At 59.7% G+C, this 24,914-nt stretch carries 21 protein-coding genes; 6 read left to right on the top strand and 15 right to left on the bottom strand.

Going from position 1 to position 24,914, the window contains the following annotated elements; genetic code table 11:
* Positions 1-2 precede the first annotated feature (2 nt).
* The 7 genes from ACF8PE_RS13425 to nasR form a co-directional block, all read right to left on the bottom strand.
* Positions 3-1,406 carry a YchO/YchP family invasin gene (locus ACF8PE_RS13425; protein ID WP_191152551.1) on the bottom strand — a complete coding sequence of 468 codons (1,404 nt, stop codon included), beginning with the start codon at positions 1,404-1,406 and terminating at the stop codon, positions 3-5.
* Positions 1,407-1,597: 191 nt separating this feature from the next.
* A complete protein-coding gene (locus ACF8PE_RS13420) occupies positions 1,598-4,108 on the bottom strand; it encodes a nitrate reductase (RefSeq protein WP_059307694.1) in 2,511 nt (836 codons plus the stop codon).
* A complete protein-coding gene (nirB, locus tag ACF8PE_RS13415; protein WP_392494977.1) occupies positions 4,105-8,085 on the bottom strand; it encodes a nitrite reductase large subunit NirB in 3,981 nt (1,326 codons plus the stop codon). The genes ACF8PE_RS13420 and nirB overlap by 4 nt, the downstream gene beginning before the upstream one ends.
* 11 nt (positions 8,086-8,096) lie before the next feature.
* On the bottom strand, positions 8,097-8,885 hold the full coding sequence (locus ACF8PE_RS13410) for an ABC transporter ATP-binding protein (protein ID WP_032611310.1): 789 nt from the start codon (positions 8,883-8,885) through the stop codon (positions 8,097-8,099).
* A 9-nt stretch (positions 8,886-8,894) separates the two neighbouring features.
* Positions 8,895-9,773, bottom strand: a complete 879-nt coding sequence (gene ntrB, locus ACF8PE_RS13405; RefSeq protein ID WP_032611312.1) for a nitrate ABC transporter permease — start codon at positions 9,771-9,773, stop codon at positions 8,895-8,897.
* Position 9,774: 1 nt separating this feature from the next.
* Positions 9,775-11,022, bottom strand: a complete 1,248-nt coding sequence (locus tag ACF8PE_RS13400; RefSeq protein ID WP_032611314.1) for a CmpA/NrtA family ABC transporter substrate-binding protein — start codon at positions 11,020-11,022, stop codon at positions 9,775-9,777.
* Between the two features lie 228 nt (positions 11,023-11,250).
* A complete protein-coding gene (gene nasR, locus ACF8PE_RS13395; RefSeq protein ID WP_059307693.1) occupies positions 11,251-12,405 on the bottom strand; it encodes a nitrate regulatory protein NasR in 1,155 nt (384 codons plus the stop codon).
* A gap of 70 nt (positions 12,406-12,475) precedes the next feature.
* Between nasR and ychN the strand changes: the two genes are divergently transcribed.
* From ychN to ACF8PE_RS13380, 3 genes are all read left to right on the top strand, one after another.
* Positions 12,476-12,829 carry a DsrE/F sulfur relay family protein YchN gene (ychN, locus tag ACF8PE_RS13390; RefSeq protein WP_032611323.1) on the top strand — a complete coding sequence of 118 codons (354 nt, stop codon included), beginning with the start codon at positions 12,476-12,478 and terminating at the stop codon, positions 12,827-12,829.
* A gap of 107 nt (positions 12,830-12,936) precedes the next feature.
* Positions 12,937-14,721 (top strand): methyl-accepting chemotaxis protein, encoded by a 1,785-nt coding sequence (locus ACF8PE_RS13385; RefSeq protein WP_336654039.1) that lies wholly within the window; start codon positions 12,937-12,939, stop codon positions 14,719-14,721.
* Positions 14,722-14,933: 212 nt separating this feature from the next.
* Positions 14,934-15,176, top strand: coding sequence for a DUF1883 domain-containing protein (locus ACF8PE_RS13380; RefSeq protein ID WP_032611330.1), 243 nt, complete (start codon positions 14,934-14,936; stop codon positions 15,174-15,176).
* 42 nt (positions 15,177-15,218) lie between these two features.
* Here ACF8PE_RS13380 and ACF8PE_RS13375 read toward each other — a convergent pair whose 3' ends face one another.
* Positions 15,219-15,914: a gamma-glutamylcyclotransferase gene (locus tag ACF8PE_RS13375; protein WP_032611333.1), complete on the bottom strand. Its 696-nt coding sequence runs from the start codon at positions 15,912-15,914 to the stop codon at positions 15,219-15,221.
* Positions 15,915-16,107: 193 nt separating this feature from the next.
* The gene (gene chaB / locus ACF8PE_RS13370) at positions 16,108-16,338 is read right to left on the bottom strand and encodes a putative cation transport regulator ChaB (RefSeq protein ID WP_032611335.1); all 231 of its coding nucleotides are present in this window, start codon (positions 16,336-16,338) and stop codon (positions 16,108-16,110) included.
* Positions 16,339-16,606: 268 nt separating this feature from the next.
* Here chaB and chaA point away from each other — a divergent pair, with 268 nt between their 5' ends.
* The gene (gene chaA, locus ACF8PE_RS13365; RefSeq protein ID WP_032611337.1) at positions 16,607-17,707 is read left to right on the top strand and encodes a sodium-potassium/proton antiporter ChaA; all 1,101 of its coding nucleotides are present in this window, start codon (positions 16,607-16,609) and stop codon (positions 17,705-17,707) included.
* Positions 17,708-17,801: 94 nt separating this feature from the next.
* Here the strand turns inward: chaA and kdsA are convergent, their stop codons facing one another.
* From kdsA to hemA, 6 genes are read right to left on the bottom strand one after another with little or no spacing between them, the layout of a single operon-like run.
* Positions 17,802-18,656 carry a 3-deoxy-8-phosphooctulonate synthase gene (kdsA, locus tag ACF8PE_RS13360; protein ID WP_059307690.1) on the bottom strand — a complete coding sequence of 285 codons (855 nt, stop codon included), beginning with the start codon at positions 18,654-18,656 and terminating at the stop codon, positions 17,802-17,804.
* A gap of 36 nt (positions 18,657-18,692) precedes the next feature.
* Positions 18,693-19,502, bottom strand: a complete 810-nt coding sequence (gene sirB1, locus ACF8PE_RS13355; protein WP_392494976.1) for an invasion regulator SirB1 — start codon at positions 19,500-19,502, stop codon at positions 18,693-18,695.
* A gap of 3 nt (positions 19,503-19,505) precedes the next feature.
* Positions 19,506-19,898: an invasion regulator SirB2 gene (gene sirB2, locus ACF8PE_RS13350; protein ID WP_130588656.1), complete on the bottom strand. Its 393-nt coding sequence runs from the start codon at positions 19,896-19,898 to the stop codon at positions 19,506-19,508.
* A complete protein-coding gene (gene prmC / locus ACF8PE_RS13345; RefSeq protein WP_280713329.1) occupies positions 19,895-20,725 on the bottom strand; it encodes a peptide chain release factor N(5)-glutamine methyltransferase in 831 nt (276 codons plus the stop codon). Before prmC ends, sirB2 begins: the two co-directional genes overlap by 4 nt.
* Positions 20,725-21,807, bottom strand: coding sequence for a peptide chain release factor 1 (prfA, locus tag ACF8PE_RS13340; protein WP_032611342.1), 1,083 nt, complete (start codon positions 21,805-21,807; stop codon positions 20,725-20,727). Before prfA ends, prmC begins: the two co-directional genes overlap by 1 nt.
* A gap of 42 nt (positions 21,808-21,849) precedes the next feature.
* Complete coding sequence (hemA, locus tag ACF8PE_RS13335; protein ID WP_032611343.1) at positions 21,850-23,106, bottom strand: glutamyl-tRNA reductase; 1,257 nt, start codon at positions 23,104-23,106, stop codon at positions 21,850-21,852.
* 268 nt (positions 23,107-23,374) lie between these two features.
* Here hemA and lolB point away from each other — a divergent pair, with 268 nt between their 5' ends.
* Together lolB and ispE are read left to right on the top strand one after the other, a co-directional pair.
* The gene (gene lolB, locus ACF8PE_RS13330) at positions 23,375-23,986 is read left to right on the top strand and encodes a lipoprotein insertase outer membrane protein LolB (RefSeq protein ID WP_392494975.1); all 612 of its coding nucleotides are present in this window, start codon (positions 23,375-23,377) and stop codon (positions 23,984-23,986) included.
* Complete coding sequence (ispE, locus tag ACF8PE_RS13325; RefSeq protein WP_032611347.1) at positions 23,983-24,852, top strand: 4-(cytidine 5'-diphospho)-2-C-methyl-D-erythritol kinase; 870 nt, start codon at positions 23,983-23,985, stop codon at positions 24,850-24,852. Before lolB ends, ispE begins: the two co-directional genes overlap by 4 nt.
* Positions 24,853-24,914 lie beyond the last annotated feature (62 nt).

Raw genomic sequence — 24,914 nt, 5'->3', positions numbered from 1 at the left:
GTTTACTCATCCGGCAGCAGCGCCCAACGCGGATCCGCTTCTGGCAGGGCCAGTAGCGGCTGCGTCAGAGCCAGCGTGATCTCATTGGAAGAGACACGCTGCCCGGCTTTATCTTCCACCACCACTGACAACCGCCAGCGATTAGTCGCCCCCTCGCGGTTATCCCACGCTGGCAGAATAATGCTCCAGCCCTCGCTGTCATTAGCCTTCGCCGGTGAGGTCAGGCTCAGCGCCTGCGTGTCCCCCTGCCAGTTCAGGGTACGCACCCCATGACGGCTGCGAATATCCAGTTTCAGCACCACCGTTTCACCCGGCTTCAGATCCCACGGTGGCGTCGCCAGCCACACCGACAAGGTTTTACGCTGCCGGAACTCCAGCACCGGCAGATTCTCGCGTTCCGGCGGATCGTAGCGGCTGCCCCGCAGCGAGCGGCTGTCGATCACTTCGCTGGCAGAGAGTTGTTTTTTCAGCGGCACGCCAAAGCGATAGTTGAGCTTCAGGCCGAGATTGTTCTGACTCACTCCGCTCTCCCCCTGCTTGTGTGCGGCGGACAGGGTCACCAGCGGCACCGGGGTATAATCCAGCCCCAGATTAACCGCCAGCGGATTGCGATAGCCGGTGCCGGTATGAAACAGATCGACATTGTCGCCGTAGTATTGTTCAAAGCTGACGCTGGTATTGAGGTGATGATAGAACGGCAGCCAGGCTTTGGCGGTAATGTCGTAGCCGCGCGCCATGCGCTGCTCCTCTACCGCCGAGCTGTCACGCCAGCTGGCGAAGGGCTGATAGTAGTTGGCCGACAACCGCAGGTATTCGCCCCAGGCTTCGGCACCCAGCCCGGCGCGTTGCAGGTTCTCATCCAGCAGGTTGTCGTAAAAGGTGTTGTAACCCAGCAGCCATTTGCCCGCCACCCAGCGCTGGCCGATGCCCGCGTTGCTCACCAGGCCGTCTTCCTGCTGGGTAAGACCCAGCTGGCTCCAGGTCAGATAGTGGTTGTTATCCTGCCAGGGGATGAACCAGCTGCCCTTACTGCCGGTGAAACGCCCTTCGTCGTTGACCAGCAGATCCACACTGGCGTTTCCCCAGGGTGATAGCCACGACTCAATGTGCTGGTTGACCTCCTGACTGACCGCATCCCGCACCTTCCCCAGGGCAAACTGCCGGGCCTGCTCTTCGGTGGTGAGGCCATTGTCGGTCATGCTGGCCTCACCGAAGGCTTTCGCCATTTCCGCCAGATGCTTTTCCGCTTCCCCGGTGGGGGTCGCCATACCCAGATCCGGCAGGCTGTCGCCGTTATTATCAAAGGGGTTTTGCGCCTGATGAATAAAGGAATTCGGGGCAGCCTGAACGGCTCCGACATAACAGAGGAGAAGGCACAGCGAACGAATGCGGGGGGAAACAACCATCACCGTCGGGAAAGGGCACCTGTGTTAATAAAAAATAGAGTAAACACCTTAGCGCGATTGGGGAAAATTTTCAGCCATAAGGGAAATTTCAGGAATAACCTGAAAGGGTTCAGGCGATAAGTGTCGAATGGCGCTACACCTACCCGGCCTGTGCGCCCTGCTGGCCAGATAGGCGTAGCGCCATCAGGCAGTTACACCCGTACAGAAAGCATCGCTTTCAGCTCCGGCACGCAGGAGCCGCAGTTGGTGCCGCAGCGAAGTTTCGCCCCCAGCGCCGGCGCCGAGTCGCATCCTCCCGCCATCGCTTCGCGGATAGCGTTTTCTCCCACGCTGAAACAGCTACAGATAATGCGTCCAGGCTCGACGTGCTCACCGGCCTGTTGCCCGTTCAGCAGGGCGTGACGTTCAGCCAGCTGCACCGGCGCGGTACGAAAAGCCTCTTCGATAAAGGTATGCGCCAGCACCGGCAATCCAGTTCCTTGCCAGAATCCTAACATCAGTGCCCCGTCATGCCAGGCCAGCACGCTGCTTCGCTCGCCGGTTTGTGCGATTTGCAGCTGCCAGCCCTGCCCGGTGCAGTGCGCCATCAGCCATTCCAGCAGCGGCTTATCTGCCGCCAGAGTCATGCGTGATACCCCGGCCGTCGCCTTCCGCCACCAGTGGACCAAGGTCGGCAGCGTCAGTTCTTCCCGGCTGTAAAGCTCCCCCTGCCAGGCAGGTTGCCACGGCATAAGCCGCACTGCGGTTTGCTTGCTCTCCGGCTGGCCGGAATGCGGATCGCAGCGCCCCTCCACCAGCGCATTCACCTTGCCCTGACGGGAGAAACAGCTGTTCCAGTGCATCGGAACAAACAGCTCCCCGTCCCGCTGGCCGGGATTGATCTTCGCGCGAGCCACCATCAAGCCGCGCGGGGCGCTGATGCGCGTCAACTGCCCCTCCTGCACCCCCAGCCGTGCGGCGTCCTGTGGGGAGATATCTACCGTCGGCTCCGCGAGGTGCTGCATCAGGCGCGGCACATAGCCGGTGCGGGTCATGGTGTGCCACTGGTCGCGGAGACGCCCGCTGTTGAGCATCAGGGGATAAAGCAGATTTGGCGTCGCGCCGTGCGGCTGCGGGGTGACCTGCACCCGGCGGGCGTGGCTTAACGCCTCGCGATTAATCGGCCACTGCCAGGGCGCCAGGGCATCCCACTCTGCGCGGGTGAGCTGCGCCAGGGCCGCCAGGTTCAGCTGCCGATCGCCGTGGTTCTCAAAGGCCGTCAGCGCGGCGTGCTCGCTAAAGATGGCGTGGGGATGATCCCAGGCAAAGGCCGCGCCGTGGCCCAGCCGCTCTGCAATGCGGGCGATGATCCACCAGTCGGGTTTTGCCTCGCCGGGGGCAGGTAAAAAGGCCCGCTGGCGGGAAATACGGCGTTCGGAGTTGGTTACCGTCCCCTCCTTCTCTCCCCAGCCGAGCGCCGGAAAGCGGATGTGGGCGAAGCGGCTGGTGTCGGTGTCGCGCATCACTTCCGAGACCATCACCAGCGGGCAGGCCGCCAGCGCCTGACAGACCGCATGGCTGTCCGGGAGCGACACCGCCGGGTTTGTGCCCATGATCCATACCGCTTTCACCTCTCCGCGGGCAATGGCCTCGAACAGTTCCACCGCCATCAATCCGGGCGTTTGTGCCAGCCGTTCAGTTCCCCAGAAACGCGCCACCCGGCTCAGATCGTCCGGGGTAAAGTGCATGTGCGCCGCCAGTTGATTGGCCAGCCCACCCACCTCGCGCCCGCCCATCGCATTGGGCTGACCGGTCAGCGAAAAGGGTCCGCAGCCGGGGCGGCCGATTTTGCCGCTCGCCAGATGGACATTAATAATCGCATTGCACTTGTCACTGCCGCTGGTGGACTGGTTGATCCCCATGGTATAGAGCGTTACCGCCCGCGGGGCAGCGATAAACCAGGCGTAAAACGTGGCGACGTCGTCAGACGGCAGCCCGCAAAACGCCGCGACCCGCTCAATCGACCAGTCGCTACCCTGCCCTGGCTCGATAGCGTTCAGCAGGCCGACAAACAGCCCGGCATCGCTGCCCGGCGCCAGGGCCAGATGCAGGTCTGCAATCTCGCAGGTCGCGGTGCGCCGCGGGTCGATCACCACCACCTTCATCGCCGGATTAGCCGCCCGCGCCTGCACCAGCCGCTGATAAAGCACCGGGTGGGTCCAGGCGGCGTTAGAGCCGACCAATACCACCAGGTCGGTCTGCTCAAGATCCTCGTAGCTGCACGGGACAATATCCTCCCCGAAGGCGCGCTTGTAGCCCACCACCGCCGAGGACATGCAGAGCCGGGAGTTGGTGTCGATGTTCGCCGCGCCGATAAAGCCTTTCATCAGCTTGTTGGCGGCGTAGTAATCCTCGGTCAGCAGCTGGCCGGAGGCATAGAACGCCACCGCCTGGGGGCCGTAGGTGTCGATGATCGCCCGCAGGCGGGTGCTGGCGGTATCCAGAGCCTGTTCCCAGCTCACCGGCTGGTCGTCCACCTCCGGGTGCAGCAGTCGGCCCGCTAAGCCCGTTGTCTCCCCTAACGCCGAGCCTTTGACGCACAGTCTTCCGAAGTTGGCCGGGTGGCGGTCGTCGCCGCGCACGCTTACCTCGCCGTTTTCGACGCGGGCGATCACCCCGCAGCCTACGCCGCAGTAAGGGCAGGTAGTCCGGGTTTCACTCATGAGGCCTCCGCACGCATCACCAGCTCTTCGCTTCCTACCAGCACCCGATCACCGTCAATTTTCACCGGCCAGGCGCGTACCGCCACTTCGCCTGTATCGACCTGCCGTCCGTCGCGCAGGCGGATGCGTGTTTTGTACAGCGGGGAGATCACTACCGGCTCACCGCCAGCATCGCCGAGAATGCCGCGGGAGAGTACGCTGACGCTGCCGCCCGGCTCCCGATCTTCCAGCGCATAAACCGCCTTACCAAAGCGGAACAGCGCGATGTGCTCCCCACCCAGACGGGCGCCAATTCCGGCCTCTTGGGGGATCTCATCGAGGGTGCAGACCGCCTGCCAGCGTTTTGTTGCCACCGGGGCGGCATCGAGGGTGCGGAACTGCGCCAGACGACCAGGATCCTGCAAGGTGGTCTGCCATTCGCACTGATATGTATCCACCACGCGCTGCATCTCCTGCTCCAGCTCGTCGGCAATGCCGAGGCTGTCGTCGATGATCACTTCGCGGAGGTACTCCAGCCCGCCTTCGAGGTTATCCCGCCAGGTGCTGGTGCGCTGCAGGCGATCGGCGGTGCGGATGTAAAACATCAGGAAGCGATCGACATAGCGCAGGAGCGTGGCGTCATCGAGATCGCTGGCAAACAGATCCGCGTGGCGCGGCTTCATGCCGCCGTTGCCGCACAGGTACAGGTTCCAGCCCTTATCCGTGGCGATCACCCCCACGTCCTTGCTCTGGGCTTCGGCACACTCGCGGGTACAGCCCGACACTGCCATCTTGATTTTGTGCGGCGCGCGCAGCCCCTTGTAGCGATTCTCGAGGATCACCGCCAGCCCGGTGGAGTCCTGCACGCCGTAGCGGCACCAGGTGGAACCGACGCAGGATTTCACCGTGCGTAAGGATTTGCCATAGGCATGCCCGGTTTCAAACCCGGCATCGATCAGTTGCTGCCAGATCTCCGGGAGTTGCTCCAGCCGGGCACCAAACAGGTCGATACGCTGCCCGCCGGTGATTTTGCTGTAGAGCTGATAGCGTTTGGCGATCTGGCCGATGGCGATCAGCCCGTCGGCAGTCACTTCCCCGGCGGCCATGCGCGGCACGATGGAGTAAGTACCGTCTTTCTGGATGTTGGCAAAATAGCGGTCATTGGTGTCCTGAAGCGGCAGGTGGGCCGGTTTCAGCAGGTATTCATTCCAGCAGGAGGCCAGTACCGATCCCACCAGCGGCTTACAGATTTCGCACCCGTGGCCCTGCCCGTAGCGGCTGATGAGCTGTTCAAAAGTATGGATGCGGTTGACGCGCACCAGGTGGTAAATCTCCTGACGCGAGTACGCGAAGTGCTCGCAGATGTCCTTTTTCACCTCTACGCCCTGGGCTGCCAGCTGGAATTCCATCACCTGTTTCACCAGCGCGCTGCATCCGCCGCAGCCGGTGGCCGCTTTGGTGCAATGTTTTACCGCCCCGATGTCGGTCGCGCCATTGCTCACCGCCTGGCAGATATCGCCTTTGCTGACGTTATGGCAGGAGCAGATCTGCGCGCTCTCCGGCAGGGCCGCGACCCCCAGCGCTTTCGGCGCACTGCCTGCCACCGCAGGCAGGATCAGGGTCTCGGGATCCTTCGGCAGGGGGATATCGTTAAGCATCATCTGCACCAGGGTCGCGTATTCACTGGCATCCCCCACCAGCACCCCGCCGAGCAGGGTTTTGCTGTCGGCGCTGACCACGATCTTTTTGTAGATCTGCTGCGGGCCGTGGGTCCACTGGTAGCTTAGCGCCCCCGGCGTGCGGGCGTGGGCATCGCCGAACGAGGCCACGTCCACCCCCAGCAGCTTGAGTTTGGTGCTCATGTCTGCCCCGGTGAAGGCATTCGCCTCTCCGGCCAGGGTGGCCGAGGCTACCCGGGCCATTTGATAGCCTGGCGCCACCAGACCGTAGATTTTCCCTTCCCACAGGGCGCACTCGCCGATGGCGAAAATATCCTCATCGGAGGTGCGACAGTGGTTGTCGATGGCGATCCCGCCGCGCTCGCCCAGCACCAGACCGCAGCCCCGGGCCAGCGCGTCCTGCGGGCGGATCCCGGCAGAAAAGACCACCATGTCGGTGGCCAGCTCGCTGCCATCGGCAAAACGCAGCACCTTGCCCGCCCCGGTATCAACGATCTCCGTGGTGGCTTTGCTGATATGCACCCCCACGCCGAGGGCTTCGATTTTGCGCCGCAGCATGGCAGCGCCGTCGTTATCGAGCTGCACCGCCATCAGGTTCGGGGCGAACTCCACCACGTGGGTCTCCAGCCCAAGCTGTTTCAGGGCGTTGGCCGCCTCCAGCCCCAGCAGCCCGCCGCCGATCACCACCCCGGTACGTGAGCCTTTGGCGTGCGCAGCGATGTTATCCAGATCGTCAAGGGTGCGGTAGACAAAGCAGCCCGGCAGCTCGCGCCCCGGCACCGGCGGCACAAACGGATAAGAGCCGGTGGCCAGCACCAGTTTGTCCCAGTGGGTTTCATGTCCGCCAGCGGTGCGTACCACCCGGGCGTCGCGATCGATGGCGATAATTTGCTGCGACAGGCGCAGCTCAATACCGTTGTCGGCAAAGAAGTCGCCGGCCACCATCGACAGTGAGTCGGCGCTGCGTCCGGCGAAGTATTCCGACAGATGAACGCGGTCATAGGCGGCGTAGCGCTCTTCACCGAAGACCACAATCTGGTATTGCTGATGCAAACCGCGGTTCACGCAGTCTTCAAGAAAATGGTGGCCGACCATACCGTGCCCAACCACAATCAGAGTAGGTTTTGTCATCGCGTTTTGTCCTGCAACCTGCGGCTGCGTAGTGAATCGATCGAACAGCCAGTCCGCCTGAGCGGGTTCTGACGTAGCCAGTAAATCGGTAAGGGTGGCCGCACTGCGACACTCCCCCATCAGCAGCACGCCTGCCAGCGTGCCGTTGCGAACCAGTAAGCGGCGGTAGTGGTGGGTCAGCGGATCCCAGCTGGTCCACACCGCATCATTTTCCCGGGCAGTGATTTCTCCCACACTGAACAGCTCAACCCCGGTCACTTTCAGGCGCATGCCGGTTTGCATCGGGGTAAAGGGCGTCACACTCTCTCCGGCCAGACGCGCGGCGAGGATCCCGGCCTGGGCGAGACACGGAGCCACCAGCCCCCAGGTTTGCCCGTCTATTTCGCAGCACTCGCCGATGGCGCTGATGCCGCTTAGCGCGCTGCGCATCTGGTCATCCACCCGGATCCCGCGCCCGCACGGCACCCCGCTGGCCTGGGCCAGGGCAATGTTGGGGGTCACGCCGGTCGCCAGCACCACCCGCGTGGCCGCTAAGGTGCGCCCGTCACTGAGGGTGACGCTGTCGGCAGCAATCGCCGTCAGGCCGCTATTCAATTCACAGCCGATGCCCCGATCTGCAAGCGCCTGCTCCAGCAGCAGCCCGGCCTGCTGATCCAGCTGCTGCTCCATCAGCCACAGACCGCGATGAACCAGAGTGACGTTGTCACCGTGACGTTGTAACGCCGCGGCCGCTTCCACCCCGAGCACCCCGCCCCCCAGCACCACCGCCGGGCCGGGTGTCGTCAGAATGGCGTTCACGTCGTCGAGGGTGCGGAAGGTAAAGACGTGCGACAGACCACTGCCAGATATCGGCGGTACAAAAGGCTGCGACCCGGTGGCGAACACCAGCTCATCCCACCCCATCAGTCGTTTATCGGTGCGCAGCATCCGCGCCGCGCACTCCACCGCCAGGACCCGCTCCCCGCTCAGCACCGTAACGCCGCGCTGCTGATACCAGGCCTCATCGTGCAGCCGGATGGCGGCAGCCTCTTTCTCGCCTCCCAGCACTGGCGACAGCTGTATACGGTTGTAGGCTGGCATCTGTTCGTCACCGATGACGGTGATCGCGTAGCGACCGGGCGCGCGGTCAGTCAGCGACTCAATCAGTCGCGTTGCCGCCAACCCGTTTCCAATGATGACCAGGCGCATGGTGGTGCTCCTCAGGCCGCTTTCGGCTGTTTTTCGTAGAGGAAATGAAGGATCTGCTGGCGCATATGGTGATAGCGGCTCTCCTCCGCCAGCTGCACCCGGTTACGCGGGCGCGGCAGGTCGACGCGCAATATCTCCCCTACCGTTGCCGCCGGGCCGTTGGTCATCATCAGCACCCGATCCGAGAGCAGCACCGCCTCGTCAACGTCGTGGGTAATCAGCACGATGGTGGTGTTTAGTTCCTGCTGAATTTTCATCACCGAATCCTGCAGATGGGCGCGGGTCAGGGCGTCGAGGGCACCGAACGGCTCATCCATCAGCAATACTTTCGGCTTCATCGCCAGGGCGCGGGCAATGCCGACCCGCTGCTTCATGCCGCCGGAGATCTCTCCCGGACGCTTGTGGATGGCATGCCCCATCTGCACCCGATCGAGGTTGTGTTCAATCCACTCCCGACGCTCGGCCTTGCTCATGCTGCGGCGGAACACCTGATCCACCGCCAGCGCCACGTTGTCGAAGCAGGTCAGCCACGGCAGCAGGGAGTGGTTCTGGAACACCACCGCCCGCTCCGGCCCCGGGCCTGCGATCTCGCGGTTATCGCAGATCAGCCCGCCTTCGCTGGGCAGGGTGATACCGGCGATGAGGTTCAGCAGCGTCGATTTGCCGCAGCCGGAATGGCCGATCAAACTGACGGTCTCCCCCTCGTGGATATCAAAAGAGACGTTCTGCAGTGCCAGAAACTCGCCGCTGGCCGTGGAAAAACGCTGGCTGACGGCCTGGACCTGAATTAATGGTTTCATGTGCGCTCCTTATTTTTCCTGCCAGCTGAAACGACGGGCGATGAGCATCAGCCCCTGCTCCAGCAGTAAACCCACCACGCCGATAATGACGATGGCGATGAGAATGTTTTCGACGTTGAGGTTGTTCCACTCATTCCAGATCCAGAAGCCGATCCCCAGCCCCCCGGTAAGCATCTCGGCGGCGACAATCACCAGCCAGGCGATGCCGATAGAGAGGCGCACCCCGGTCAATACCGCGGGCAGCACGGCAGGAAACAGAATGCGGCGCATCACCGTCCACTCAGAGAGCTGTAACACCCGCGCCACGTTGAGGTAATCCTCGGGAATACGGCGTACCCCTTCGGCGGTGTTAATGACCATCGGCCAGATTGAGCAGATAAAAATGGTCCAGCTGGAGGCGGGTTCGGCTTTCTGGAACAGCAGCAGGCCAATCGGCAGCCAGGCCAGCGGGCTGACCGGGCGCAACAGGGCAATCAGCGGGTTAAACATGCGCGCCAGAAAGGTAAAGCGGCCAATCATAAAGCCCAGCGGGATCCCGACCAGCGCCGCCAGGCCAAAGCCCATCGCGACACGCTGCAGCGAGGCCAGTACGTTCCAGCCCACCCCCATGTCGTTCGGCCCGTCGCGGTAGAACGGATCGGCAAACAGGGTGATGGCCGAATCCAGCGTGCTGAGCGGCGTCGGGAAGCCTTTGCTGTTGATGGCCGCCAGTTGCCAGGCGATGACCAGCAGCCCGAGGCCGAGCAGCGCCGGGATAAGGCGTTGCAGCAGGTCGTTCATCCGGCGGGCAAAAGCGGGAGTGCGGCGGCGCACCTGCACCGGCGGCAGCGCGATCACTTCCCCGCTGACCGGCGCAGCGGGTGCCGCTTTGGTGTTTACGTTTTTCATATCAAGCCCCTGTACGGTGAATAGCAAAACGGTTGGCGTACCCCTGAGGATCGGTGCCGTTCCAGACGGTGCCGTCCATCAGGGTGCTGCTACGCAGCGGCGACGAAGGTGCGCGAATGCCTCCCACCGCGCTGGCGGCGTCCTGCCAGACGTCGGTGCGATTGATGCGCCGGGCGATGGCGGCGTAGTCCGGGTCGGTTTTCAGCAGCCCCCAGCGGCGGAACTGGGTTAAGAACCACATCCCGTCGGAGTGCCACGGGTAGCTGACCGCCCCATCCTCAAAGAAGCGGATCGGATGGGCATCCTGCCAGCGCTGACCTACGCCATTGTCGTACTCCCCCAACATGCGGCCGGTGAGGTACTGCTCTTTGGTGTTGAGCCAGGCGCGGCGGGCCAGCAGTTGGGCGGTCTCCTGCTTGTTCTGTGGCGAAGCATCGATCCAGCGCTGCGCCTCCATCAGAGCGCTGACCAGCGCCCGGGCGGTATGGGGATAGCTCTCTACCCACTCCCGACGGGTGCCCAGGATTTTTTCCGGGTGTTCCGGCCAGATGGACTGGGAGGTGGCAGCGGTAAAACCAATGCGATCGTTAATGGCGCGGGCGTTCCACGGTTCGCCGACGCAGAAGCCGACCATATTGCCGATGCGCATGTTCATCACCATCTGCGGCGGCGGCACCACCACGGTGCGCACGTCGTCAAAGGGGTTAATGCCCGCGCTGGCCAGCCAGTAGTAGAGCCACATGGCATGGGTGCCGGTGGGAAAGGTATGGGCAAAGGTGTACGTGCCCGGTGCCTGTTGGCCGATGAGCCTCTTCAGCCCCTCGCCGTCGCGTACGCCCTGCTGCGCCAGATCGCTCGACAGGGTGATCGCCTGCCCGTTCTGGTTGAGGGTCATCAGGTTGGCCATGGGCTTAGGTTTACCGGCGATCCCCAGCTCCAGGCCGTACAGCAGGCCATAGAGAATGTGCGCGGCATCCAGCTCCCCGGCCACCAGCTTGTCGCGAACCGCTGCCCAGCTGGCCTCTTTGGTGGGCACCAGGGTGAAGCCATATTTTTTATCGAACCCTTTATATGCCGCGATCGCCAGCGGCGCGCAGTCAGTGAGCGGGATGAAACCCACCCGCACCGTATCGAGTTCCGGTTTATCGGAGCCTGCGGCCCATGCGGCCTGCATGACGCCTGGTAACATCAGCGCCCCGCCTGCCAGCGCACTGGCCTGTAAAAAACGCCGCCTTGTCCATTCCACCATGCTCACTCCTGAAAAAAAGCCAAAAAAAAGCGCCCGGCAGTGCCGAAGCACTGCAGGACGCCTTTATCCTGAAGACCGCCGCACCGCCGTTGGCGCGTGGTCTCAAATTGTTAATGAGCTAATGCAAAGGGGATGCCAGCTTTTAACTCCTTGCCTGTCGGGCATTTTTTAACGGCGGGCGCAGGCAGCGCACCTCAATCATGCAAAGGTTGCCCATCGGGAGTGCATCTACTGCTGCCAGAGCGCCTTCACCGTGAGTAGCGCCCGGGCGATATCCACCATGCGCTGGTTCTTGTCCATCGCCATCTTGCGCAGCTGGCACCAGGCCTGCTCCTCGCTCATCTGCTGATGGGTCATCAGCACGCTTTTGGCTTTATCGATCACCTTGCGCTCCTCCAGGGTGTCGCGCATTGAGGCCAGTTGGCGGGAGAGCTGTTCGATCTCCCGCGCCTGCTGGCGCACCAGCGGCAGGAGCGGCTTTTGCGGATAGAGGGCCAGCGGCTCTTCCGTTGACGGCTCCTCCGGCAGGTCGTCGTCGGCCCGGCCAATCAGCGTCTCCACCGCCAGCATCAGATCGGCAATCTGCATCTCTTCGAGGGTGCGCAGGTGTTCGAGGCGCTCGGTCTGGAGCGAAAACCAGTGCAGCGCCAGCACGCCCTTATCCGCCGCAGGCTGCCGGGTGCAGGCCAGCCGTCGCAGCTGTTCAGTTTCGGCGCCCGGCACGCTGAGGGTGAAGTGGTCATGCAGGCTGGCGGGCGTCAGGGAGAGAAAAACGTCGAAGCAGGCCTGCTGTCCGTCGATGCGGTCCACCAGGGTCTGGCGCATCTCATCGCTGAAATAGCCCTGGGTGAAGCCTATCGCCCCCAGCGCCCGCTCCTGCCCGACCAGCTCTTTGCCCTGCATCAGGCTGTAAAGCGCGACAAACCTACCAGCGATTTGCGGATCGTCAATGCTGTCGTTAAGTTGCGGCACGATACTGAGCAGGTTGCGCAGCGTGCGGCTGTAGCGCTCCATCGCGACATCGGCGGGCAGCGCACAGGCGGTAATGGCCTCGCGCAGCGCAGGAAGTTGCTCCAGGCTTTGCAGGGCATTTGCGACTCGCTCGCTGAGGGCGCCGCTGGCCATCAACGGCGTACCGAGGGCCTGGAGCAGCGCCTTAAGATGATCGTCCACCAGTGCGCGGCTGGCTTTACACTCCAGGGCATACAGCGTGCCCTGTGAGCAGAGCCAGATATTGGAAGCCCCGCGCTCGCACTGTAGCATGTGTGCAAGATGGCTGATCCGGCTAACAAGCTGGCCTAACTGGGCCAGTTTGCACAGCTGCTGTTTACGCATCAGTCTGGCGTGCTGAAACCATGCGGTGGCGCCGGTGATAATCGTCATGCTTACTCTCCGGGTCAGTGTTTGACAGAGAGAAGCAATTTTCATGCCTTTTTAATTTTCAGGAGTCAAGATGCAGAAGATCGTGATCGTCGCCAATGGCGCGGCCTATGGCAGTGAGTCCCTGTTCAACAGCCTGCGGCTGGCAATTGCTTTACGCGAGCAGGAGAGCGAGCTGGATCTGCGCCTGTTTTTAATGTCCGATGCGGTCACCGCCGGGCTGCGCGGCCAGAAGCCTGCCGAGGGCTACAACATCCAGCAGATGCTGGAGATCCTCACCGCGCAAAACGTGCCGGTGAAGCTGTGCAAGACCTGCACCGACGGCCGCGGCATTAGCGCCCTGCCGCTGATTGACGGGGTGGAAATCGGCACCCTGGTGGAGCTGGCGCAGTGGACGTTATCCGCGGATAAACTATTAACTTTCTAATAATGATTTAACTGAAATATTATTTTCTTATGAGCGCGGTTCCAGCATCAAGTTTGCCTGCCCGATGCCGATAGGCTTCTTACAACAACACAGCAGGTATAACAATTATGTTCAGGTCAATTCGCGCTCGTATTATTGCGGCGACGGTCGGATGTCTTATCGCCGCGCTCATTTTGAACACCGTGATTAATTTCCAGGTCACGCGTCAGGATAATCAACAGTCGCAACGCGACATGCTGGCCAGCACCAGCGCCAGCCACAGTCTGGCGATAGCCGACTGGGTTAGCAGCAAAACCACCATTATTAACTCCCTGCAAAGCGTAGCCCTGAGCGACGATCCGGTGCCGATGTTTAAACAGCTGGCGCAGGCGGGCGGGTTTATCAACGTCTATGTTGGCTATGCCAGCAAAACCGCGAAGTTCTCCAATCCTGACGGCGTGCCCGCCGACTACGATCCCACGGTGCGTCCGTGGTATCAGCAGGCGGTAAACGAGGATCGCGCGATTGTTACCGCCCCTTATGTTGATACCGGAACCAAAAAGCTGGTGGTCACCTTTGCGGTCCCGGTGAAAGAGAACGGCGAGCTGAAAGCAGTCCTGGCGGGAGACGTGGCGATGGACAGCGTGATTGCCAACGTGCGCGGCATTCATCCAACGCCTGCCAGTAGCGGGCTGCTGATCGACAGCGACGGCACAGTGATCGCCGCCAACGATCCTGCCCTGACCCTGAAACCCTTTGCCGATGTCATCCACGGCGTTGACCTGAATATCCTGAAAAGCGGAAAGCGCGCCGAAGGTCAGTTTAACGACGCGGCGAAAACCTTTGCCGCCACCCCGATAGCCGGGACCCAGTGGCAACTGGTGGTCGCCCTTGACAGTGATGATGCGACCTCCGGGATGCGCACCCTGCTGAAAGCCTCTTCCCTGTCGCTGGTGATCCTGGTTCTGCTCAGTGCCGTTGTGGTTCATTTCGTGATTGCCCGCCTGCTGAAACGCCTGTCGGATATTCGCGATGCGATGCATGCCATCGCTAACGGCACTAACGATCTTTCCCAGCGTCTGCCGGAGAAAGGTGAGGATGAGGTAGCGCAGATTGCCCATGCCTTTAACGCCTTCAGTGACAAGCTCTCGGTGGTGATGGTGCAGCTGCGTGATGCCAGCGCCTCGGTGAAAAACGCCGCTCAGGAGATCGCCGCCGGCAACCAGGATCTCTCTGGCCGTACCGAGCGGGCCGCCTCCAGCCTGCGCGAAACCGCCAGCGCCGTAGAGCAGATCACCGCCTCTGTCGCCCAGTCAACCGAATCGGCCGCCATTGCCAATGCGCAGGCAGGCAAAGCCTCCGAGGCGGCCACCCGCGGTGGCAGCGTCGTCTCCCAGGCGATCACCACCATGCAGTCCATCGAAGCCGCGTCCACCAAAATTGGCGACATCACCAGCGTGATTGACGGCATCGCCTTCCAGACCAATATTCTGGCACTGAATGCCTCAGTTGAAGCCGCGCGGGCGGGTGAACAGGGTCGTGGTTTTGCGGTTGTCGCAGGGGAAGTACGTAATCTTGCCAGCCGCAGCGCCCAGGCAGCCAAAGAGATTAAAAGCCTGATTGATTCCACCACCGACAGCGTGGCGACCGGTTCGCGCTTTGTACACCTGGCCGGACAGAGCATGGATGAGATTGTCACCAGCATCGGCAGTATGTCGGGCATCATGCGAGAGATCACCGTCGCCACCAGCGAGCAGATGAAAGGTATTCAGGAGATCAACCGGGCGGTAACGCATCTCGACAGCATGGTGCAGCAGAACGCCGAACTGGTGGTGCAGTCGGCCGCCGCGGCCAGCGCCCTGCAGGGTCAGGCAGGCGAGCTGGCTGAAACCGCCGGACATTTCCGCATTTAATGTTAACCCGATGCCTGAAGGCGGTGTAAAGCGATGCTCGCTGAACGCTTTCAGGCATATTGTCATTTTTGTTTAAGGGTTATGCCATTTTTTGATCAAAATCAGCACCCCTGACCTTCCCCTTTGGTGTTATGCCATGAGTGAATTGTGAACAACATCACGCTCAGGATTAACCGCAAGGAGAGCGTTGTTTCCATACAGGGGTAAAAAAAATGGCATTGGTAAAAGCAAGTCTGAAGTTGTTTGGTGGGGATACGGTGGTGGTACGTTGCTCAGAGCGTTGTCATATTCATCTGATGAGTAACAAAGCCCCACGCAAAACGCAGGCAGATATTCTAAGCGTGCAGAACCGGGATAGCGCCTGGCTCACGGTACCTTATACCGGCATCTGGGAGGTGCTCATCGACAGCCACAGCCAGTCGCTTGAGCACTCCATTAGCTACGTTGCCGCCTGAGGCGAGATCGCCCGGTATGCTGTAAAGCTACCGGGCGTTTTTTCAGGCAAAGCCTGGCGTCAGTGGGCTGTCAGGCTGGGCGCCGTCCAGCAAGGCCCGCACACGCGATACCAGCTCATTCAGACAATCATCCCGCATGCCCAGTCGCGTCAGCTCCTGATCGAGCGAGAACAGGTACTGGGCGTTAGTCCCAAGCGGGCCGCTGGCCGCAGCAATCAGTGGCGCGATGACCTGCGCACGGGTGTCGGCTTCAAACAGCGGATGGCGCGGATCCATAATGAATACCAGCGCATTGACGGTGCGTCCGTCATCAAGTTCCAGCTTGCACCAGCTCGGCATATAGCAGCCAGTGATCATCTCGCGCTTCCACAGCAGGGACAACTCCTCTTCCAGGGTTGCATCTGGCAGGCGATAGGCCACGCCCGTGGTGCGTCCGCCCTCTTTCAGTGCAAGCATACGTCCAGGCTGGCAGGCGCTACCGCGACCGGCGGTCAGGCGCAGACAGAACGCGCGGTGCCAGCCCGGCAGGGTGCCGGTTGCCGATTCGACAAACTCCAGCGCCGGGTTCCACATCAGCGAGCCATAGCCAAAGAGCCACACCGGACCGTTGTCCGGGCGACAGGCAAGGGTTGCAGCCAGCGACGCCGCACGCTGCTCGGCTGACCACAGAAGCGATTCTTCAATCGCACCGAAGGCCGTTTTACAGTCGGCCTTCATAAGAAAATCACGCGTTAACATATTGCACCTCCGCCACTGCCTGCTTCCTTGCGCACACTTTTGTGAACCTTCCAGGTCCTTTTACTGCTCAATTAGAAAGCAGTAACGTGACGATATGCAATAAACTCGCCGGGTGCAATACAACTCCAGCGCAACCGCCTTAAAAGCTAACGCGCAGCGTGCAAATTTTTAAACACAGCCCAGTGTAAACAGGCTATTTCTTCGGGTGCCACTTATCATCGTCGCCCTTTTCGTAGTCGTTCTTCACGGCCGCCCAGGCCACGCGGTGGGCGGTCTCTTCCCGGCTGGCATCGCCCCGGCGATCTTCTTTATCCTTGTATTGATCCCAGGCGCTGTTGAACGCTTCTTTATAAATTTCCTGTGCATGGGCTGGCAGAACATGCTGGACGTTATCTGGTAAATCGCTTTTCGATTTATATGGCATAGCAAACCCCTCTTTTTAATCAATTATTAAGTGTGGTCGACAATGCCAGAGGCTTCCAGTCGAAATGATAATCGTGTAACTATTTTTCTTAATTCACTGTTATTAAGAATATATTTAACAATAAACAGCTATTATGAGGTTTTCAGACGATATTTTATCAATACCGTAAAATCAGGTAAAAGATAGCCAGAATTTAACGGTAATCTGTTAATTTAACGCCCTCTTTTTCTATCTATAATGACAAGCACCTGCAACTCTGGAGAATCACATGACAACCGCACACGAGACGGTGAAAACCCGTCACAAGGAGACGTCTCTCATTTTCCCGGTGCTGGCACTGGCCGTGCTGCTCTTCTGGGGAAGTAGTCAGTCGCTGCCAGTGGTCATCGGCATTAATATCCTTGCACTTGTTGGTATTCTGAGCAGCGCCTTCAGCGTTGTCCGTCATGCCGACGTGCTGGCTCACCGCCTGGGAGAGCCTTACGGCTCGCTGATTTTAAGTCTTTCCGTCGTTATTCTCGAAGTAAGCCTCATTTCTGCCCTGATGGCCACCGGCGATGCGGCACCTACCCTGATGCGCGATACGCTCTACTCCATCATTATGATTGTCACCGGGGGACTGGTCGGCTTCTCACTGCTGCTGGGCGGGCGCAAATTCGCTACCCAGTACGTGAACCTGTTTGGTATTAAGCAGTATCTCATCGCCCTCTTCCCGCTGGCGATTATCGTGCTGGTGTTCCCGATGGCGCTGCCGGGCGCTAACTTCTCCACCGGCCAGGCTCTGCTGGTAGCGCTGATCTCAGCGGCCATGTACGGCGTGTTTCTGCTTATTCAGACCAAAACGCACCAGAGCCTGTTTGTGTATGAGCATGAAGATGAGGGCGACGACGATGACCCGCATCACGGCAAGCCGTCCGCGCACAGCAACCTCTGGCATACCCTCTGGCTGATCGTGCATCTGATTGCGGTGATTGCGGTGACCAAGATGAATGCGGCCCCGCTGGAAACGCTGTTGACCGAACTGAACGCGCCAGTGGCCTTTACCGGTTTCCTGGTGGCCCTGTTAATCCTGTCTCCTGAAGGTCTGGGCGCGCTGCGTGCAGTGCTGAACAATCAGGTGCAGCGCGCAATGAACCTGTTCTTTGGTTCGGTGCTGGCGACCATCTCTTTGACCGTTCCGGTGGTGACGCTGATCGCCTTCCTCACCGGCAATGAGCTGCAGTTCAGCCTTGGGGCACCGGAGATGATTGTGATGGTAGCGTCGCTGCTGCTGTGCCAGATTTCGTTTTCAACCGGGCGCACCAATGTGCTTAACGGCGCTGCGCATATGGCACTATTTGCGGCCTATTTGATGACGATATTTGCCTGATGCTTCCAGTCTCTCCTCTCCCGCAGGCTGAGGAAGAACACAAAAAAAACGGCAACCTCAGGTTGCCGTTTTACTTTTATGGGGTGGTTCTTAATTAGTTGCTGGTATCCAGCTCATCAAAGCTCTTAACCAGGTCGTCAATGGCTTTGATTTGTTTCAGGAACGGTTCCAGTTTGTCCAGCGGCAGCGCAGACGGGCCATCGCATTTCGCGTTGGCTGGATCCGGGTGGGCTTCGATAAACAGCCCCGCCAGGCCGGTAGCCATACCGGCGCGCGCCAGTTCAGTCACCTGACCACGACGGCCGCCGGAGGCTGCGCCAAACGGGTCGCGGCACTGCAGAGCGTGCGTTACGTCGAAGATCACTGGCGACTGGTTAGAAACGTTCTTCATCACGCTGAAGCCCAGCATATCCACAACCAGGTTGTCATACCCGAAGTTTGCGCCACGGTCGCACAGGATCACCTGGTCGTTACCGCCTTCGATAAATTTATCGACGATGTTGCCCATCTGGCCCGGGCTAACGAATTGCGGTTTTTTTACGTTGATCACTGCACCGGTTTTCGCCATCGCTTCAACCAGGTCGGTCTGACGCGCAAGGAAGGCTGGCAGCTGAATCACATCGACAACGTCGGCTACAGGCTGCGCCTGGCTTGCTTCATGGACGTCGGTGATCACTTTCACGCCAAAGGTCTGCTTCAGCTCCTGGAAAATCTTCATCCCCTCTTCCAGGCCTGGGCCACGGTAAGAGCGAATAGAGGAGCGGTTGGCTTTGTCAAAAGAGGCCTTAAACACATACGGAATGCCCAGCTTCTGGGTCACGGTCACGTAGTGTTCGCAGATACGCATCGCGAGATCGCGGGATTCCAGAACGTTCATGCCGCCGAACAGCACGAACGGCAGGTCGTTCGCCACGTTGATATCGCCAATGCTAACCACTTTTTGTTTCATAGGATCGCCTTATTCAGGGGTGAATCGGAATTAAGATTAATGCAGTGTAATCTGTTTATGCGCGATGGAATTAATCTGCGCGCGAATCATCTCGCTGATAGGATCTTCCGGGCACTGCTCAACGAAATAACTCAAATCAGTCAGCGCAACGTGGTCACACTCAAGCTGGACGTAGATCAGACCGCGGTCGCGGATCTCATACGGATCTTCCGGGTTAAACTGCAGCAGCACCTCGCTGGCATGCAGCGCCAGCTCCATCTGCCGCTCTTCCATCAGCGCCGACTTTAAGGTGTCCAGCAGTTTGCGCACCACTTCAGCGTTATCCGCTTCGTCCAGATCTTCGTTGTACAGCTCTGCCATTGGGCTGATGTTGCCCTTCAGCCAGACATCCAGCGTGTGATCGTCGAGGGTGTCGCCATTGAACGGGTTGATTAACCACATTTCACCATCAAGCCACTCGGCGCGCAGCAGCATCTGCGTCGGGAAGATGACCGGCACCAGCGGAATATCCAGGCGGTGCGCCACCCATAATAAAATGGCCCCCAGGGAGACAGCGCTACCCTGACGGTTTTTCAGTACCTGATCGAGCCACAGCGCATCGGAGAGCCGATACACGCCACGCGTATCGCAAAAGCCCCATTCGCCGTAGAACAGCTCAATCAGTTTCTCCAGTTGCCAGTCCTGCGGGCGCGCCTGATTAATCTCTTCACGCGCCAGACTCACCAGATTCTCCAGCTCGTCGTAGACGTATTGTGAAATAAAATCATCGCGGATCATCTCTGATACTTTGATCATTCCATCGCACAACGGCACTTTGTTAAATTCGAAATCGGCCAAGGACTCCATGACTTACCCCAGTAACGGTATTCTTGTGGTGGCGAGTTTAATGATGATGTACAGCACCACCAGCCCCAGCAGAAAGGCGATAAACCCCACCTGCTGGCTGCGCGGACGATGACGCCCCAGCGCAATAAAACCCAAAACGATGTAGATGATAACGCCAAACAGCTTTTCAGTCAGCCATGTACCGTTATCAGTAAATGGCAGATAACCCGTCACCCACATTAATCCTGCCCCCGACACAAAGAGAACGGTATCGATGCAGTGCGGCAGTACCCGCACCCAGCGGGCGTTGATCAGCTGATTATTGCTGTAACGCCACCAGTAACGCAGCGCGAAAAAACTGATGGTCAGGGTGACGGCGGTCAAATGCAAGGCGATCAGCACAGAGAAGCTATTCATGGCAGCTTGCCTGCGGTCAGGCGCTCATTCCCGCCATAATCACGACAGGTTTCAACCTGGTCAAAACCTGCCTGCAAAAAGAGCGTACGCACGGCTTCGCCCTGGGTCCAGCCGTGCTCCAGCAGCAGCCAGCCGCCGCTCACCAGATGGTGACGAGACTGAGTAATGATATGGCTGAGATCGGCCAGCCCCTGATCGGCGGCAACCAGCGCGCTGAGCGGCTCGAAACGCACATCCCCTTCGGCGAGATGGGGATCCGCTTCATCAATATAGGGCGGGTTACTGACGATCATTTCAAACTGCCGGTCGGCAAGCGCGGTGAACCAGCTGCTGTGCAGCACCGTCACATTAGGCAAAGCCAGGCGCTCAAGATTGCGCTGGGCCAACGCAACCGCATCGGGCATCACATCCACCGCAGTGACCTGACAGTCCGGGCGTTCACTGGCCAGCGCCAGGGCAATGGCCCCGGTGCCGGTGCCTAAATCAAGAATGCGCGCAGGCGCAGCGGGCAATCTCGCCAGCGCCTGTTCCACCAGACACTCGGTGTCGGGACGGGGGATCAGGGTGGCTGCAGAGACATACAGCGGCAGCGACCAGAACTCACGCTCCCCCACCAGATGCGCTACCGGCTCGCCGGTTTTACGGCGGGCCAGGAGCATCTCAAGCAGGGCTTGCTGGTCGGCGGTTAGCTCTGTTTCGCCAAAGGCAAGAATGTAAGTCCGTGCTTTCCCGGTCACATGCCCGAGCAAGATCTCCGCGTCGCGACGTGGGCTTTCGCCTCCCGCCAGCTCGCTTACCGCCTGCTGTAGCCAGTGCTGAAAATCCATTAATCCTGCTCTGCCAGCGCCGCCAGCTGATCGGCCTGGTACTCCTGCACGATAGGTTCAATCAGTGAATCCAGCTTGCCTTCCATGGTCTCATCCAGACGGTAGAGGGTCAGGTTGATACGGTGGTCGGTCACGCGGCCCTGCGGGAAGTTGTAGGTGCGGTTGCGATCGCTGCGATCGCCGCTGCCCAGCAGGTTGCGACGGGTCGACGCTTCGGCCTGCTGGCGTTTTGCCATTTCTGCTGCGTGAATACGCGCGCCCAGCACCGACAGCGCTTTGGCTTTGTTTTTGTGCTGGGAACGTTCGTCCTGACACTCCACCACAATGCCGGTTGGCAGGTGGGTAATACGGATCGCGGAATCGGTGGTGTTAACGTGCTGACCGCCCGCACCGGAAGAGCGGAAGGTATCGATACGCAGATCGGCCGGGTTGATGTCCGGCAGCTCGGCTTCCGGCAACTCAGGCATCACCGCCACGGTGCAGGCAGACGTGTGGATACGGCCCTGGGATTCGGTGGCCGGTACGCGCTGCACACGATGGCCGCCGGATTCAAACTTCAGGCGACCGTACACACCCTCGCCGCTAATTTTGGCAATCACTTCTTTATAACCGCCGTGCTCGCCTTCGTTGGCGCTCATGATCTCCACGCGCCAGCGGCGGGATTCGGCATAGCGGCTGTACATGCGGAACAGATCGCCGGCAAACAGGGCCGCCTCATCCCCGCCGGTTCCGGCGCGGACTTCGACAAAGGCGTTGCGCTCATCGTCCGGGTCTTTCGGCAGCAGCAGCACCTGCAGCTGTTGCTCCATCTCTTCCGCGCGAACTTTGGCTTCCTGCAACTCTTCCTGCGCCATCTCGCGCATTTCCGGGTCATCGAGCATCATCTGCGCGGTTTCGATATCTTCCTGAACCTGTTGCCAGTCGGTAAAGCAGCGTGAAACATCGCTTAATTGAGCATACTCGCGCGACAGGGCGCGAAAACGTTCCTGGTCGGCAATGGTTGCGGCATCGCCGAGCAGCGCCTGAACTTCTTCATGGCGCTCGTGCAATGCTTCCAGTTTGGCGACGATAGAGGGCTTCATAGGCGTAAGTGCACCTTATAATAATAAAATGGGTATGGCGCGCTATTCCAGCCCGAGGCTGTCGCGCAGAATGTTCAGGCGTTCGTCGTCCCCGTTACGGGCGGCCTGTTGAAGTGATTTGGTTGGGGCATGGATCAGGCGATTGGTCAGTTTCCATGCCAGTTCCTGCATGATGACCTGCGGATCGCCGCCCTGTTCGAGAGCCGCCATCGCTTTGGCAGTCAATTCATTACGGACCTGTTCCGCCTGACCGCGGTACTCGCGAATGGTCTCGCTGACGCTTTGCGCGCGCAGCCAGGCCATAAATTCGCTGGTTTCCTGCTCAACAATGGTCTCGGCCTGCACCGCTGCCGCTTTACGCTGGGCAAGGTTGTGCGAAATGATGCTCTGCAGATCGTCCACGCTGTACAGATAGGCGTTCGCCAGTTTGCCGACGTCAGGCTCGACATCGCGCGGAACGGCAATGTCTACCAGCAGCATCGGCTGATTACGACGGGATTTCAGGGCGCGCTCCACCATGCCTTTACCGATGATCGGCAGCGGGCTGGCGGTGGAACTGATAATGATATCCGCTTCGTGCAGACGGGCGTCGATGTCGCTCAGGGCGATCACCTCCGCACCGACTTCATCCGCCAGCGTCTGGGCGCGTTCGCGGGTACGGTTGGCGATAATCATCTTCTTCACTTTGTGCTCGCGCAGATGGCGTGCGACCAGCTCGATGGTTTCGCCCGCGCCCACCAGCAACACAGAGACCGTGGAGAGGGATTCGAAAATTTGTCGCGCCAGGGTACAGGCAGCGAAAGCAACCGAAACGGCACTGGCGCCAATGTCGGTTTCGGTTCGCACTCGCTTGGCGACAGAGAAGGATTTCTGGAACATGCGTTCCAGCTCGCTGGCCTTGAGGTGGCCTTTCTGCGAATCGGCAAAAGCTTTTTTAACCTGCCCGAGGATCTGCGGCTCGCCCAGTACCAGCGAGTCGAGACCGCTGGCCACGCGCATCAAATGGCTGACCGCATCATTATCCTGATGCCAGTAGAGGCTGTTGCGCAGCTCTTCTTCGTTCAGATTGTGGTACTCGCATAACCAGCGAATCAGCGCTTCGTGCAGGTTGTCCTGCTCTTCGACGCTAAGATAAAGCTCAGTACGGTTGCACGTTGACAACACCACGCCCCCCTGCACCATCGGCTGGGCAAGCAGACTTTCCAGCGCCTGGTCGAGCGTATCCGGCGCAAACGTCACACGTTCTCGCAGTGAAACCGGGGCTGTTTTGTGGTTAATACCGAGTGCTAAAAGGGTCATATGAGCGGGAGTAGTACCAGCGTTAATAAGGTTAGCAGGCCGCATCATACAGGATGCGCGAGATCAATAAAAGAGACTGCCCCCTTTCGGAGTAATAGGTTATCAGTTCATATTCACCAAAAAAGTTCGTTATGCCGCCAACGCATCTGCAACATGAAGTATGAAGTTAATTCTATGATTTAGGATAACTTGAGCGTAGACGCTGCGGCATACGGGCGCTAGCATTAAGAACTATAACTGCCACGTATCTCAAGGATTCGTCATCATTATGACCAGACTGATTCGCCTGCTGCCCCTGGCCGCGCTGGTGCTGACCGCATGTTCTATTACACTGCCTAAAGGACCGGGCAAAAGCCCGGATTCGCCACAGTGGCGCCAGCACCAGCAAGCGGTGCGTGCGTTAAACCAGTATCAAACCCGCGGCGCCTTTGCTTATCTGTCGGATCAGCAGAAAGTGTATGCCCGTTTCTTCTGGCAGCAGACCGGGCAGGATCGCTATCGCCTGCTGCTGCTGAACCCGCTGGGCAGCACCGAAATGGAGCTGATTGCCCAGCCGGGCAGCGCACAGGTCACCGACAATAAAGGGCAGAAATATACCGGTACCGATGCCGAAGAGATGATCGGCAAGCTGACCGGGATGCCTATTCCTATTACCAGCCTGCGCCAGTGGATCCTCGGCCTGCCGGGCGACGCCACCGACTATAAACTCGATGACCAGTATCGCCTGAGCGAAGTGAACTACAGCCAGAACGGTAAAAGCTGGAAAGTGGTGTACGGCGGTTACGACAGCCACAGCAAACCGGCCCTGCCGTCCAGCCTGGAGCTGACCGAGGGTAACCAGCGCATCAAGCTGAAGATGGATAACTGGATTGTCAAATGATGACCCACTGGCCTTCGCCCGCAAAACTGAACCTTTTTTTATACATTACCGGACAGCGTGCTGACGGGTATCACACCCTACAGACGCTGTTTCAGTTTGTAGACTACGGCGACACCATTTCCATCGAGCTGCGTCAGGACGGGCAGATCCGCCTGTTGACCCCGGTGGACGGCGTGGCCGACGAAGATAACCTGATCGTGCGCGCCGCCCGCCTGCTGATGCGCGCCGCGCATGATTCCGGCCGTCTGCCCGCGGGCAGCGGTGCGGATATCAGCGTCGATAAACGCCTGCCGATGGGCGGCGGACTCGGCGGTGGATCCTCTAACGCCGCTACCGTGCTGGTGGTGCTCAACCACCTGTGGGGCTGTGGCCTGTCGGTGGATGAACTGGCCGCGCTCGGGCTGACACTCGGTGCCGACGTGCCGGTGTTTGTTCGCGGACACGCAGCCTTTGCTGAAGGTGTGGGCGAGATCCTCTCTCCGGCAGAACCTGCAGAAAAATGGTACCTGGTGGCCCATCCCGGCGTAAGTATTCCGACCCCGGTTATCTTTAAAGATCCAGACCTTCCGCGCGATACCCCAATAAGGTCAATAGAAACGTTATTAAACTGTGAATTCAGCAACGATTGCGAGGATATCGCAAGAAAACGTTTTCGCGAGGTTGATGAAGCGCTTTCCTGGCTGTTAGAATACGCGCCGTCGCGCCTGACTGGCACAGGGGCCTGTGTCTTTGCTGAATTTGATACGGAATCCGCTGCACGTCAGGTGCTCGAGCTGGCTCCAGAGTGGCTGCATGGTTTCGTAGCGCGTGGTATGAATGTCTCCCCGCTGCAGCAGGCCATTCTGGCGCAACCTGAGTTTCGGTGACAACGTCACCCTGTTCCAGACGTTGCATCGCGCTCTTTAATACACCGCCTGGATAGCATTCG

Source organism: Leclercia sp. GLN_9 (assembly GCF_043105735.1).
Taxonomy (GTDB): Bacteria; Pseudomonadota; Gammaproteobacteria; order Enterobacterales; family Enterobacteriaceae; genus Enterobacter; species Enterobacter adecarboxylatus.
This window is presented reverse-complemented; position numbering and strand designations above follow the sequence as displayed.

Coding starts and splice junctions, on each gene's coding strand:
- ACF8PE_RS13425 (WP_191152551.1), bottom strand. CDS start 1,406: ATGGTTGTTTCCCCCCGCATTCGTTCGCTGTGCCTTCTCCTCTGTTAT.
- ACF8PE_RS13420 (WP_059307694.1), bottom strand. CDS start 4,108: ATGAGTGAAACCCGGACTACCTGCCCTTACTGCGGCGTAGGCTGCGGG.
- nirB (WP_392494977.1), bottom strand. CDS start 8,085: ATGCGCCTGGTCATCATTGGAAACGGGTTGGCGGCAACGCGACTGATT.
- ACF8PE_RS13410 (WP_032611310.1), bottom strand. CDS start 8,885: ATGAAACCATTAATTCAGGTCCAGGCCGTCAGCCAGCGTTTTTCCACG.
- ntrB (WP_032611312.1), bottom strand. CDS start 9,773: ATGAAAAACGTAAACACCAAAGCGGCACCCGCTGCGCCGGTCAGCGGG.
- ACF8PE_RS13400 (WP_032611314.1), bottom strand. CDS start 11,022: ATGGTGGAATGGACAAGGCGGCGTTTTTTACAGGCCAGTGCGCTGGCA.
- nasR (WP_059307693.1), bottom strand. CDS start 12,405: ATGACGATTATCACCGGCGCCACCGCATGGTTTCAGCACGCCAGACTG.
- ychN (WP_032611323.1), top strand. CDS start 12,476: ATGCAGAAGATCGTGATCGTCGCCAATGGCGCGGCCTATGGCAGTGAG.
- ACF8PE_RS13385 (WP_336654039.1), top strand. CDS start 12,937: ATGTTCAGGTCAATTCGCGCTCGTATTATTGCGGCGACGGTCGGATGT.
- ACF8PE_RS13380 (WP_032611330.1), top strand. CDS start 14,934: ATGGCATTGGTAAAAGCAAGTCTGAAGTTGTTTGGTGGGGATACGGTG.
- ACF8PE_RS13375 (WP_032611333.1), bottom strand. CDS start 15,914: ATGTTAACGCGTGATTTTCTTATGAAGGCCGACTGTAAAACGGCCTTC.
- chaB (WP_032611335.1), bottom strand. CDS start 16,338: ATGCCATATAAATCGAAAAGCGATTTACCAGATAACGTCCAGCATGTT.
- chaA (WP_032611337.1), top strand. CDS start 16,607: ATGACAACCGCACACGAGACGGTGAAAACCCGTCACAAGGAGACGTCT.
- kdsA (WP_059307690.1), bottom strand. CDS start 18,656: ATGAAACAAAAAGTGGTTAGCATTGGCGATATCAACGTGGCGAACGAC.
- sirB1 (WP_392494976.1), bottom strand. CDS start 19,502: ATGGAGTCCTTGGCCGATTTCGAATTTAACAAAGTGCCGTTGTGCGAT.
- sirB2 (WP_130588656.1), bottom strand. CDS start 19,898: ATGAATAGCTTCTCTGTGCTGATCGCCTTGCATTTGACCGCCGTCACC.
- prmC (WP_280713329.1), bottom strand. CDS start 20,725: ATGGATTTTCAGCACTGGCTACAGCAGGCGGTAAGCGAGCTGGCGGGA.
- prfA (WP_032611342.1), bottom strand. CDS start 21,807: ATGAAGCCCTCTATCGTCGCCAAACTGGAAGCATTGCACGAGCGCCAT.
- hemA (WP_032611343.1), bottom strand. CDS start 23,106: ATGACCCTTTTAGCACTCGGTATTAACCACAAAACAGCCCCGGTTTCA.
- lolB (WP_392494975.1), top strand. CDS start 23,375: ATGACCAGACTGATTCGCCTGCTGCCCCTGGCCGCGCTGGTGCTGACC.
- ispE (WP_032611347.1), top strand. CDS start 23,983: ATGATGACCCACTGGCCTTCGCCCGCAAAACTGAACCTTTTTTTATAC.